The organism is Sodalis ligni (assembly GCF_016865525.2).
Taxonomy (GTDB): Bacteria; Pseudomonadota; Gammaproteobacteria; order Enterobacterales; family Enterobacteriaceae; genus Acerihabitans; species Acerihabitans ligni.
The window spans coordinates 1,700,544-1,713,216 of record NZ_CP075169.1; the positions used below are offsets into that span (position 1 = coordinate 1,700,544).

Sequence of the window (12,673 nt, forward strand, 5' to 3'; positions counted from 1 at the left end):
CCCGTTGGACAAGCGGCGCGCAGCTTGATATCCGGCCTTCGCCGCTCGCCAGACCGCGGGATCCTGTTAAAACAATACATTGGCCGGCGCGTGCAAGAGATGCGTTGAGCGGCGAAAAAAAAATCGTTAGAAATTATGTCTAACATCGCGCGCGCCCGCTTTTTCGAGAGCCGGCGGGTTCTGCGGGCCGCCAGGAGATGAGATAAACCGGCGGAAAAATCGTGCTCTGCTAAACTCATGCATAGAATAGATTAGAAAAATTAACCTGCCGGAGAGGAGAGCCGCAAGCAGGGATAATGAGAAAATGGATCAGGTATCAGGCCGAATTTTCCCCGGTTCGCGGATGAATGACATCATCACACATGATTTATCATGAAGTATTGATTGTTCTACTTACCCTTTAGTCCGTGAGATGTTCCTCTCCCCATGGCCGCCGGGTATTTGTATGTGCAATGGATCTGTATCGATTATGCTGAAACATACCAGGCCGATTGTCATTGATAGCACGGCCGGCGATATGCTCACGTGCCGTTCCTCTCAATCCCCGATATCGGGGATGGCTGCCGCCGAAGTGCGAAGAGCCATTATTCTGACCTATCCGGGATGTTTTCTTGGCGAGGCCATCGAGCTGCTGGAATTAATGACTGCGCTGAACAGCGATCATGTTATTCATTACGTGTCGCGGTTTTATTCGCTGTCGGGAGGACCGGTGGATTCACCGTCCAGCGAGCTTATCCATGTGGACTGCCTGGCGGTGGACGGCCCGTTGCCCATTGAAAACGATCTGCTGATCATCGCCTCCGGCGCCAGATCGGCGGGGATCCAACCGGGGAAATATCCCGTTGGCTGCAGGCGGTCTGTCCGGCGTCAAGGCAAATCGTCGCACTGGGCTCTGGGGTACTGCGGCTGGCGGCCGCCGGCCTGCTGAACCACCGGCAAGTGACTACCCATTCCGCGCTGGCGCCGTTTCTCACCGCCAATTTTCCCCTGGTGGAGGTTAAAGCGCCGGGCGCGCTGCTTATCGACGGCAATCTTTTCACCACCAACGAACATATCGATTTGCGTAAGCTGGCGTTGCTGCTGGTGAGAGGGCCGCCATCGCTAAAAAGAGTACAGCGGCCGGCCAAGCCCGTCGGGCAGGCCGGGGTTGAGATTGTCTTTCATTCAGCGGCGTTCGTGAGTAAGGGAACCATTGCGCACCGGATTCTCCTTTGGTGGTTGATCCATTTGGACTATGACATAACAATGCAGAACTCGGCGAATTTTTTAGCTATGAGCGAACGCAGCTTCCGGCGTCATTTCAAAAGTGAAGTAGGATATAACCCCAATCTTTTTCTGCTGCTGCTGCGGCTGGAATTAGCCCGTCAGGCGCTGCTTGACGGTGATTTGCCGATCGATAAAATCGCCCGGCGCGGCGGATTGCACGACGGCCAACAGCTGGCGCGGATGTTTCGCAAGTTTCTCGGCATCACGCCTAATCAATACCGGGCGGTAAAAGGCCTGGGCGAACTGCCTCTTATGGATCCGCTCTACCACGCCGTCTTTGACGGCCGTCGGACGCCATGCTGGCTGCGGGAATTCCTGGGCCTGTAATATGCCGGGCCGGCGGCGGCTGGGGTAGGGAGAGCGGTTCCATTTTCTTCCTGGCGTAAAAATGCCAAGGCGCGCCTTATCGGCAGAACCAAGGACTCCTAGAGTGAATTAACCGCGATTGGCCGGAACTGCAGCCATTCTGTCCGGATTTGCTGTGAAATGAATTTTCAACAATAGCAGCGAACAGTTTATATTGGCACTCGACAGTTCGGGTTTACCATACAGAATCCAATGGGTTAGCAACAGATCTTGCCGGGACCCCTATTACCGCTGCCAAAGAGCAGTATGTTTATTAATAAAGAATTTAAAGAGATTATTTTTATATTTACTCTCTTTTATAAATCGGAAACTCTCGGCTTGAGTATGCATGAAGGATTATTTTTCGATTATTGTTCATTAACAAAAAATGCTTTTGAGCTGTGATTTTCTTAATATGCCTATCAATGAATATATCAGCTGGTAGGTCTTGATTTATCTCCACTGGAGAGTGATATATTTTCCATAATGCCGTGTCATTCTCAATGACGTTGTCGGCCGGATTATGATAACTATGCTTAAAAGTAACGCAGCTTTTCATTTTATCGGCAACCAGTCTGGCGTAAATGCCGGGCCGGGGTATATGCCCTCGCCGCGTTCCCGATCCTGATGGAGATTGGCAAGGATATCCGGAGGATGGCAATTTTGACCTACCCGGGCTGTTATTTCGGCGAAGCGATCAGATTACTGGAGCTGGTCATATCCCTTGAAGAGCCTTTGGCGGAGCAAAACCAACGCAGCACCCGCAATCTGATTCAAATCTACTCCCTGTCCGGAGGGCGGGTCTTTTCGCCGGCGTCATGTTTGATATATATGGATACCCTGATGATTCAGGGTCCGAAGCCGGTGGATCCCGACCTGTTGATTATTGCCCACGGCGCACGGGCGGCGGCGGATCACGCCGGCGAGTTGTCAGATTGGCTGCGGGAGGTATGTCCCGGGACGAAGCAGATAGTCGCTCTTGGCTCCGGCGTTATTCCACTGGCGGCGGCCGGCCTGCTGAATCATCGAAAAGTGGCTACCCACTCCGCTTGGGTGCCGCTGCTGGCCGAACATTACCCGCTGGTGCAGATCGATGCTCTGTCGCCTTTGCAAATAGACGGCAATATTTATACCACCAGCGAACAAATCAATTTGCACGAACTGGCGATGTTGTTGGCAAAAAATAGCCTGTCTCCCGGCCATCGTCCGCCGCAACTGCTCGCGGTATCAAGAACGGGCGACGGCGTGGCGGCGTTCAGCCTTGCGTTTACCCGGTCGGATTCCATCGCCCACCGGATCATACTGTGGTGGCTGGCGCATATCGACGAAGATATCAGTATGGAGCGTTCGGCGGAATTTTTATCCATGAGCGAACGAAGTTTCCGGCGTCATTTTAAAACGGAAGTGGGTTACTCGCCGTATTTGTTTTTGTTGCTGTTGCGGCTTGAACTCGCGCGCCAGGCAATGATCGATAGCGATCTTCCCATCGACAAAATTGCCCGTCGAGGGGGTTTGCACGACGGCCAGCAGTTAGCGCGCATGTTCCGCAAATTCATTGAAACATCACCCCATCGGTACCGAACGGAAAAATGCAATGAGGTGCTGCCGATGCCCCATCCGATCTACGCCGCCTTGTTTGACGGCCGCACCACGCCCCCCTGGCTGCGGGAACTGCAATTCGCGGCGAAGCGAGATCGAGCCGAAGACCGGGGCTCAGTGCTGTGATGATGCGGTTTCACATTTTAAATCGCTGCGAATATCGACGGGTGCGCCGTCATTAAAAGAATAAAATGAAGTTTCATTTACTATAAATTTTGTTAAGAAATAATTATTCGGACGAAAAAAATATATTACATCCACTCGGTTTTTATCGCTTATGGCGGGCAGTTCGTAAAATAAATATCATCTTTTGGCCGATATTGCGATTATTTAGTCCGTATTTGCGATGGTATAAAACCGTACTTAACTCAAATAGCCGTTATTATGTTTGTGAGAAATGACACAACCAAAGTGCCAAATCCATTCAAATTATCAGTCGCTTCTTTCAAGGAAATATCATGTCCTGCAAACGTCTTTTCAAAGTCGGTGCCCTGTCTGTACTCTGCCTGGGTACCGCTATTTCCAGCCAGGCTTATGCCGCCGGTACGCAAAATGCCAACATCGCGGTTACCGCCGCGGTTGAATCAGCCTGTACCCTTGCCACCACCGCGCTGACGTTCCCCGCCTATACCGGTGCTGCGGTAGTGGATACCACTGCGACCTTGACGGTCACCTGCACCAACGGCGCGCCGTATGTTATGGCCCTCGGCGCGGGTACCGGCGCAGGCGCCACCACCACGGTGCGCGTTTTGACCAGCCCGTCGACCACTTCTGTGCTGAACTACGGTCTGTATAGCGATGCTAACCATACCGTAACCTGGGGCAATACCGTTGGTACTGATACCGTAGGCGGAACCGGTAACGGTGCGGCACAAGACGTGACCGTTTATGGTGAAATCGCCGCTAACCAGCTTTCCGCCCAGGTCGCTACCGATTATGCCGACACCGTCGCTGTGACTGTGACTTACTAAGAAAAGTAAAGCCTAATGCCCAGTAATATCATTTTTATCCGGGTGCTTATGCTGGCAGTCCTGTGGGCCATCGTGCCCCAGGCTTCTGCCCAAGCATTGGCCATCGTGCCCATCCGTCAGGATTTATCATCGGTACACCGTTCCGCCAGTTTTACCTTGACCAACACCTCGGATAAACCGACGTTAATCCAGATTCGCGGTTTCAGCTGGATCCAGAAGGGAAATGACGACAATTTTGTCCCTACCTCCAAGCTGACGGTAAGTCCTCCTTTTGCCACTATTCCGCCGGGCCAATCGCAAACCGTGCGTTTGTTGCTACGGGATCCTGCAACAAGAGACGAAGAGTCCTATCGTATTGTATTTGACCAAATTCCCGATCGCGGCGTTAACCACATTCAATTGACCCTGCGCTTTACCGTACCGGTATTCTCCTTGAGCAATACCCCCGCGCACCCCGACGTGCGGTGGCGCATCGAGCGGCAGGGCAATGATCTGATGCTGGTGGCGGTGAACCAGGGATTATCACATAGCATGCTGGCCAACCTGAGCGCCGCCACAGCCGGCGGCGAATCCCTGAAGCTGGCGGGTCCCGGGATGCCTTATATCCTGGCCGGCAACGAACGCCGCTGGGGTATCAAAGATCCCCGTCATTTGTTAAACACCGGTTCACGTGTTCATGTCATCAATCCGGGTCCGCAGGACAAATCGGACCAATGGGTGAATGTCGGCCCTAGCAATTGATTTCATCACCCTATTGGCGCCAGGCAAGCGGTATGCTCGCCATGGCGCTGATGTGGCCGGCGGCGGCAACCGGCACCCCGCCGGATGCCGGGCAAAGCCTGCTGCTCGATGTGGTGGTGAACGGCCAGGATCATAATAACATTCAGGAAATCGCCCAGCGGCAGGGCGCGCTGCTGTTTACCCGAGAACAGCTTACCGCCTCCGGATTGGTGTTGCACGGTAAGCCGGCTGAAACCGGCGACGGTCTGATTTCATTGGACAGCATCAAGGAGTGGACCTGGCGGCTGGACGCCAATGCACAAATCTTATATCTCAAGGTTCCGGTGCAAAACCAGATTGCCCAGCAGCTCAACGCCGATCCCGAGTCGGCTGACCTGTCGCCCGCCCACAGCGATACCGGCGCGCTGCTGAATTACGATACCGAGTTTACCCACTATGCGGGCCAGACCGGCAATAGCCTGCTGGGAGAGCTGCGGCTGTTCGGCAATGGGGGGGTGCTCAGCAACAACGCCCTTGAAACCCATAATCCCTATCTTAGCCAGACGGTACGGTTGGACAGCACCTATAGCGTCTCCGACGTGGCGACCCTGCGCACCTGGAACGTCGGCGACTATATCAACGGCGGTCTGGACTGGACTCGTCCCGTGCGCATGGCGGGTATGCAAATGACCACTAATTTCGGGCTGCGTCCCGATTTGGTGACCTTTGCGCGGCCCGGCATCAGCGGCGAGGTGGCGGTGCCCTCATCGGTGGATATCTATGTCAACGGGCTGCATCAGATGACCACCCAGGTGGACCCCGGTCCGTTTGAAATCAACCAGCTGCCGGTGACCAGCGGCGGCGGGGATGTGTCGATGGTGGTGAAAGACGCCAATGGCCGGCAAACCAACGAGACCCTGCCGTTTTATGCCAGCAGTAATCTATTGCAAAAGGGATTGGATTCCCTGTCCGTTGAAGCCGGCTCGGTGCGCCGGGCATATGCCAGCCGTTCCGATGATTATGCCGGCGGCGCGGCATCCATGAGCTATCGCCACGGCGCCACCGACCGGCTGACCTTGGAAACCCATCTGGAAGGCAGCGAAAAGGTGGCGATGGGGGGCGTGGGGGCTGATATGCTGGTGGGTTCTCTTGGTGTCTTGTCCGGCTCGCTGGCCGTCGGCGGCTACGGCCAGACGCCGGGAACGCAATACGGCGTGGGTTTTGTCCATAACGTTCATGCCTTCAGTTACGGCGCCAGCCTATTAAAGGCCGACTCGCATTTTTACGATCTGGCCTCGGCGTATGGCGACGGCACTCCCGGCACTACCCTGCGGGCCAATGTCGGTTTTCCATTGCCGGGGGGAGGTTCATTCGGCGTGGTCTACGCCAAGCGCTTGGTTAATTATTATAATGATTACAATTATGAATCCACCCGAATAGAAACCTCGACCCTGACCGCCACCTATTCAAGCTCGCTGCCGTTTTTGCGGGCATTTGGCTATGTTACGGCACTGCATGATTTTGATTATGACCATGATAACGCAGTGTTTGTCGGTATTTCCCTGCCCATCGGGCATCGGGCCACGGCCAGCGCCGGCGGCAGCGTCAGCAATGGGGAAAGCTATCAAACCCTGCAGGCGCAGCAGTCCGCGGTCCAGCGGGGCGATATCGGCTGGAGCCTTGGCGAGCAGAACGGATCGATATCCCGGCAGACCGCCGGGCTGGAATATAAATCCGATTGGGGATTGATGGGGGCCCAGGCAGAGCAGGGTACGGCGGGCCAGGCGCAGCGCGGCACCTTGCAGGGGGCCCTGGTGGCCATGGATGGACATGTCTTCGCCGCCAATACCATTCAGGACGGTTTTGCGGTGGTGGATACAGACGGGTTGCCCGGTGTCGAGGTCATGCAGGAAAATCGGCCGGTGGGTAAAACCGATAAAAACGGTTTGCTGTTTGTCGAAGATCTCCGCGCCTACGAGAGCAACCGTTTATCCATTAATCCCAATGATGTACCGATGGACGTCTCCCTTGAAAACGACAATCTCACCGTCAAGCCAAACGATCGATCCGGCGTATTGGCTAAATTCCCCATCCATCATACCAACGGCGCCACTTTGCGGCTGGTGGACTCGCAGCATGTGCCGCTGCCGCTGGGCAGCGTGGCGACACTGGTCAGTGGCGGGGCACAGGCCATGGTGGGGGTATGACGGCGTGACCTATTTTGAGAATCGGGCGAAACATAACCGCCTCAAGGTCGCCACACCCGGCCGGCCGGACTGCGGGCTGACCTTCGATTATCGGCCACAGACCGGCGCCATACCGGAAATCGGGCCATTAATATGTATCACCGGAGCTTGATTATGCAATTAATGAACGTTGTAGGCATGGTATTGATGTTTATCAGCGGGCCGGCATTGGCCTATGACTGCGGGATTTCCGGCACGCCGCTGAATTTCGGTTCGGTGGAAGGTATTGCCGGACATATACAGCAAAGCACCGCCACCCTGACCGTGGTTTGCCGCACCGGTAACGCCCCGGAAACCGTCAGCTACCAGATTCTGATGGTGGGGCCCACGGGGGATGAGCAGCGACAAATGTCCGTCGGGACGCATAACACCGGCTATCAGCTTTATACCTCGGGAAGTTACCAGCAAGTGTGGAACAATACCGGCCCGGGCGTTATCAGCGACAGCTACAGTCTCGGGGCCAATGCCACCGTCTCGCGCAACTACACCGTTTATGCCAAAATGAAAGCCGACCGCGCGTCTTCCCCCGGCAATTACACGGATAATGTCGCGGTACAGCTTATCTACTGAACCATTGGATGTTATGGAACTCCTGGTTAAAGTGATTCCTTCACCGCAGAAAAACTGACAAATCACTGTTTTTTGCCGACAATAGTGGCTCATCCCCCATCTAAATTGGGTTAACGAGGACTTTTCGCCGGTTATAGGGATATGTTCATGACCACTTCTTCTCAACGACTGAGCTTCACCCTGGTGCTCGGCTCCCTGGCCGCGCTGGGCCCGCTTTGTACCGATTTCTATTTGCCCTCCCTGCCGGAGCTGGCGGCCGGCCTGGGCACCACTACCGCCACCGCGCAGCTCAGTCTGACCGCCGGGTTGCTCGGGCTGGGCCTGGGCCAGCTGTTTTTCGGTCCCTTGAGCGATAAGCTCGGGCGTATGCGTCCGCTGCTGGCGTCGCTGTTCATCTTACTGCTGGCTTCCATTGGCTGCTCCCTGGCCCGCGATATCTCGCAATTACTGGCGGCGCGTTTTATTCAGGGCCTGGCGGGAGCGGGCGGGGCGGTATTATCCAGAGCGGTGGCCCGTGATTTGTACAACGGCCACGACCTGACCCGGTTTTTCGCCCTGCTGATGCTGGTTAACGGCCTGGCGCCCATCGCCGCGCCGGTAATGGGCGGCGCGCTCTTGTCCTGGACGGATTGGCGCGGTTTGTTTATGGTGCTGGCGGCCATCGCATTGCTGCTGCTGGTATTGAGCGTCTGGCGGCTGCGGGAAACCCTGCCGGCGTCAAGGAGAACCCCGGCGTCCCTGTTCGGGGTTTACGGCGGCCTGGGACATCTGGCGACCCAGCGGCAATTTATGGGATTATGCCTGACCCAGGGGTTCAGCATGGCGGGAATGTTCGCGTATATCGGCGCCTCGCCTTTCGTCCTGCAGCAAATTTACGGTCTCAGCCCCCAGTCCTTCAGCTTTTGTTTTGCCGCCAACGGCCTGGGCCTGATCGCCGCCGCGCAAATCGCCGCCCGCTGCAGCATCAGATTCGGCGAGCTCATCCCGCTGAAAGTCGGCCTTGCCGTGGCGGGCGTGGCGTCGTCGGCCCTGGGGGCCTGCGGCGTGTTCCGGGCGCCGCTGCCCATGATTTTGACGGCGCTGTTTTTTTCCGTGATGATAAACGGTTTAATCGGTACCCTGGCTTCTTCCCTTGCTATGCAAAGCCAGGGTAAAAACGCCGGCAGCGCTTCGGCGATTATCGGCGTCGGCATGTTTGCCCTTGGCGCCCTTAGCGTGCCGGTTACCGGTATCGGGGGTACCTCGGTGGTGACGATGGGGCTGACAATTTGGGGATGCTATATCATAGCCATCCTGATATTTACTTTGTAGTGAATAAAAGGTACTGGCTTAATACCCTATTAAGGTGATAACGAGGCGTTTTGGTGCTGACTTAAATCCAATAATCAGTTATATATCGCCTAAAAGAATGCCGGAGAAGAGCTTATTATCGTTTATTCAAAGAGCGATGTTATAGCTTATTTAGCTCTTCCAGAGTTAATAAACTCTTTAACCCCAAGGAAAAGTCCGGTGATGGTTTTACGAAAATAAAAACATGTCAATTTTAATCGTACTTTTTGGTGACAAAAATACAGGGTTGAGGAGATTTTCGTTTTCCGATAATCGGATATACTATGGCGTCATTCACTGCGGTCTCGCTGTCATTTTCAGGTAATGAATAATGTTATCTTTTTCGTGTCGTTTGTTTGGGTCTGTCGCTTTGTACGCTCGGTAATGGATTGATCGGCGACGCAGAGGCCGCCGTCAGTACGGAGCCGGCGCCGCTGACATCACCTTTGGTAATAGCCTCCGGCAGCGCCATTGTGGTGGATATGGCGGATAACCGTCTGCTTTATGCCGCCAATGCGGATAAAGTGGTGCCCATCGCTTCCTTGTCCAAGTTAATGACCGCCATTGTGGTGCTGGATGCGCATCAGCCGATGGATGAAATTATTTCTGTGGATATTCATCAGACGCCGGAATTGAAAGGCGTATTTTCACGGGTCAGGGTAGGGAGTGAAATCAGCCGGCACGATATGTTGCTGCTGGCGCTGATGTCTTCGGAAAACCGTGCGGCCGCCAGTCTGGCGCATCATTATCCCGGTGGTTATCCGGCGTTTATTGCCGCCATGAATGCGAAAGCCCGATCATTAGGCATGCTGCATACCCATTATGTGGAACCCACCGGGTTATCGGTTAATAACGTGTCGACGGCGCGGGATTTGTCCAAATTGCTTATTGCCAGTGAAAATTATCCGATGCTGAGCGAGCTGAGCACTACCCACGAGACGATGGCGAAGTTCCAGAATCCCCCCTATACCCTGCCGTTCCGTAACACCAATCATCTGGTTTACCGTCCCGACTGGGCGATTCAATTAACCAAAACCGGGTTTACCAATCTGGCGGGGCATTGCCTGGTGATGCGTACGGTGATCAATCATCGGCCGGTGGGGTTGGTGGTGCTGGATGCGTTCGGTAAATATACTCATTTTGCCGACGCCAACCGTATCCGCAGCTGGCTGGAAACCGGCAAGTCTTCGCCGGTGCCGCCGGCGGCTTTGGATTACAAGAAGCAGAAGGCCCGCCAGTCCGGCGTGACGGCGCAGAATAACAGCCGCGACCAGAACGGTATCGCGGATTAGGTCATCCTGTACCAGGCGCGGTCTCCCTTCAACCGGTTCGTTGCACGATCGGTGATGGCGGGCCTATCGGGCCATGGGGCGCTCTCCCTTATTGCGGGGTGCGCCGATCCGCCACGATGGCGCCGCACTGTGCGGCTTCTTCCTCCTGGCTTTCATCCCCCCCCTCTTCCGCCAGCGCCTGCCGCTACCCCTCCTCCATGGCCGGTAGCGCCAGCATGGTCTGGCACCAGCGCTGGGCGGCGGCGGACCGCGGCAGTCCATAACTTTGAACGCGAAAAACCACCGGGGCATAAAAGGCATCCGCGGCGCTGAAGTCAGGGCCGGCCAGGAACGGACCGCCAAACTGCGTCAAGCCCTGCTGCCATAGCGCATCCAGCCGGGCGAGATCGGCGTTTAATTCCGGCGGCAGCGCCGTCAGCTTTACCCGTATTCCGCAATTCATCGGGCACATGGTGCGAAGCCGGGTAAATCCGGCGTGCATTTCCGCCGCGGCGCACCGCGCCCAGGCCCGGGCCTGGTACTCCTCCGGCCAGACTCCGGCATGGATCTCCGCCAGATATTCGGCGATGGCCAGGGAATCCCATATTGCCATCGCGCCGTCATACAGCACCGGCACCCGGCCGGTGGGAGAAAAATGCTGAAAAACATCGGCGTTATTGTTGCCCTGAAACTGATGAGTCGTTTCAGCGAAAGGAATGTTCAGGGCTTTCATTAAAAGCCAGGGGCGCAGTGACCAGGACGAGTAATTCTTATTGGCGATATGCAGTTCATACACGATTCATAACTCCCTCGTATTCAGCATGGCGGCGTATGCCGTTCAAGCGACGATCATTTCTCTGACGGAGAACGGCAGGGGGATAGGGTCACTTTAAAACGGGGCGTGCGATAGCCGGGGACCGTACCGGAATCCACAATACCCTCTTCACGGGCGCCCATGCGCTGGAAAAACCCGGCGGCGGCCGGGTCGCAGTCAATCAGTAAACGCTTGGCTCCGGCCCGGTGCGCCGCTTTCAGCGACCAACCGAACAGCGCCTTGCCGATACCGTGTTTGGTCTTGTCCGGCGACACGAACAGTCGCTGGAGAAAAGCGATTTCATCCTCGAAGTAGAGCTGGGCGGCCCCCAGCAAGGTGCTGTCGACCTCCGCCACGCAAATTGAGGTCTTTTCCATGTCCGAGGGACGAAACCTGAGCATCTCCCGGCACCCGCGCATAAACGCGTCGTCATAACCTGATAATGCTTTCGATTGCAAACAGAGCTCTGTGAGTTTTTCCAACTCATCAATACGGGCCGCTCTGAGCTGAAGCATCAACTTTTCCTCTCTTGGCAACGGTAAATCTGCAGCACCAGGTCGGTGGTCCGCCTGGCATCCTTACCGTCCGCCAGCGGCGTGGTTCCCCGTGCCACCGCCTGTTCAAAGTCCGCCAATACCGCGGCATGGCGTGAAAAATCGGTTACGGTCGGGCTGCTGGCGCCGGGGTCGTCGGCCGGAGGAACGGTGCTGGCGGGGTTATCAATGCCCTCTACATGCCAGTCGCTGATGCAATCGTTAAGCAGCGTAAACGTGCCTTTTTCACAGCTCACTTCCAGCCGCGGCGGATATCCCGGCGGGGCGCAGGTGGAGGCCACGATGGTGCCGATCATGCCGTTGTCATAGCGCAGCACTACCGCGCCGTGATCTTCGGCTTCAATCCGGTGGGCGAAGGTATCCAATTCGCCCTGTACCCGCGCGGGCATACCGAACAGCCAGATATAGTTATCGATATTGTGGCAGGCCTGCTGCATAAAGACGCCGCCGCCGTCGAGGGCATAGCCGCCGCGGTAATCGGCGCTGTCATAATAGCGCTGGTCGCGCCAGAAACGGCAGCTCAGATCGGCGGAGTAGATCCGGCCGAAGGCCCCTTGTTCCATCAGGGCTTTCACCGCCATGTTATCAGGGTTGGTCCGGCGCTGGTAACTGACCGCCAGGGTAACGTTTGCCCGGGCCGCCGCGTCGATCATGCCGTCCATCGCCCCTTGGGTGATATCCAGCGGTTTTTCCACCAGCACATGCTTGCCCAGGCGCGCGGCTTCGATGGCGCTTTGGTGGTGCAGGCCGTTTGGCGTGGTGATTATAACCGCGTCGAACGGACGACTGACCTCCGCCAGGGTCGGCCAGCAGGGCAAGCGGTAATCATTGTCTCCGGAGGTTTTGCTGCGTGATACAAACCCGATCAGTTCGCATGCCGGTAATGATTGCAAGGCGCTGATATAGGTTTTGCTGATATTGCCCGTTCCGATAATGACATATTTCATAAGTGATTCGGTGCCTTGTAGAAAAAGAAGAACCGATCATC

The 12,673-nt window shown here is 55.8% G+C and carries 12 protein-coding genes; 9 read left to right on the forward strand and 3 right to left on the reverse strand.

Annotated features, from left to right (window positions below; all coding sequences use genetic code 11):
- Nucleotides 1-469: 469 nt before the first annotated feature.
- The 9 genes from GTU79_RS08035 (at nucleotide 470) to pbpG (ending at nucleotide 10,338) form a co-directional block, all read left to right on the forward strand.
- Nucleotides 470-928, forward strand: coding sequence for a hypothetical protein (locus GTU79_RS08035; protein WP_214513824.1), 459 nt, complete (start codon nucleotides 470-472; stop codon nucleotides 926-928).
- A gap of 11 nt (nucleotides 929-939) precedes the next feature.
- Nucleotides 940-1,593, forward strand: coding sequence for a helix-turn-helix domain-containing protein (locus GTU79_RS08040; protein WP_214513825.1), 654 nt, complete (start codon nucleotides 940-942; stop codon nucleotides 1,591-1,593).
- 672 nt (nucleotides 1,594-2,265) lie between these two features.
- Nucleotides 2,266-3,336: a helix-turn-helix domain-containing protein gene (locus GTU79_RS08045; protein ID WP_203522258.1), complete on the forward strand. Its 1,071-nt coding sequence runs from the start codon at nucleotides 2,266-2,268 to the stop codon at nucleotides 3,334-3,336.
- 332 nt (nucleotides 3,337-3,668) lie between these two features.
- Complete coding sequence (locus GTU79_RS08050; RefSeq protein WP_203522257.1) at nucleotides 3,669-4,181, forward strand: spore coat protein U domain-containing protein; 513 nt, start codon at nucleotides 3,669-3,671, stop codon at nucleotides 4,179-4,181.
- Nucleotides 4,182-4,196: 15 nt separating this feature from the next.
- On the forward strand, nucleotides 4,197-4,922 hold the full coding sequence (locus tag GTU79_RS08055; RefSeq protein WP_214513826.1) for a fimbrial biogenesis chaperone: 726 nt from the start codon (nucleotides 4,197-4,199) through the stop codon (nucleotides 4,920-4,922).
- A gap of 32 nt (nucleotides 4,923-4,954) precedes the next feature.
- Nucleotides 4,955-7,108 (forward strand): fimbria/pilus outer membrane usher protein, encoded by a 2,154-nt coding sequence (locus GTU79_RS08060; RefSeq protein WP_214513827.1) that lies wholly within the window; start codon nucleotides 4,955-4,957, stop codon nucleotides 7,106-7,108.
- A gap of 153 nt (nucleotides 7,109-7,261) precedes the next feature.
- A complete protein-coding gene (locus GTU79_RS08065; protein WP_203522255.1) occupies nucleotides 7,262-7,717 on the forward strand; it encodes a Csu type fimbrial protein in 456 nt (151 codons plus the stop codon).
- Between the two features lie 147 nt (nucleotides 7,718-7,864).
- Nucleotides 7,865-9,028 (forward strand): multidrug effflux MFS transporter, encoded by a 1,164-nt coding sequence (locus GTU79_RS08070; RefSeq protein ID WP_214513828.1) that lies wholly within the window; start codon nucleotides 7,865-7,867, stop codon nucleotides 9,026-9,028.
- Between the two features lie 407 nt (nucleotides 9,029-9,435).
- Complete coding sequence (gene pbpG / locus GTU79_RS08075) at nucleotides 9,436-10,338, forward strand: D-alanyl-D-alanine endopeptidase (protein ID WP_420854160.1); 903 nt, start codon at nucleotides 9,436-9,438, stop codon at nucleotides 10,336-10,338.
- Between the two features lie 184 nt (nucleotides 10,339-10,522).
- Here the strand turns inward: pbpG and GTU79_RS08080 are convergent, their stop codons facing one another.
- From GTU79_RS08080 to GTU79_RS08090, 3 genes are read right to left on the reverse strand one after another with little or no spacing between them, the layout of a single operon-like run.
- Complete coding sequence (locus tag GTU79_RS08080; RefSeq protein WP_214513830.1) at nucleotides 10,523-11,113, reverse strand: glutathione S-transferase family protein; 591 nt, start codon at nucleotides 11,111-11,113, stop codon at nucleotides 10,523-10,525.
- A gap of 53 nt (nucleotides 11,114-11,166) precedes the next feature.
- Complete coding sequence (locus tag GTU79_RS08085; protein WP_203522252.1) at nucleotides 11,167-11,646, reverse strand: GNAT family N-acetyltransferase; 480 nt, start codon at nucleotides 11,644-11,646, stop codon at nucleotides 11,167-11,169.
- Nucleotides 11,646-12,632, reverse strand: coding sequence for a Gfo/Idh/MocA family protein (locus tag GTU79_RS08090; protein WP_203522251.1), 987 nt, complete (start codon nucleotides 12,630-12,632; stop codon nucleotides 11,646-11,648). Before GTU79_RS08090 ends, GTU79_RS08085 begins: the two co-directional genes overlap by 1 nt.
- Between the last annotated feature and the right edge of the window lie 41 nt (nucleotides 12,633-12,673).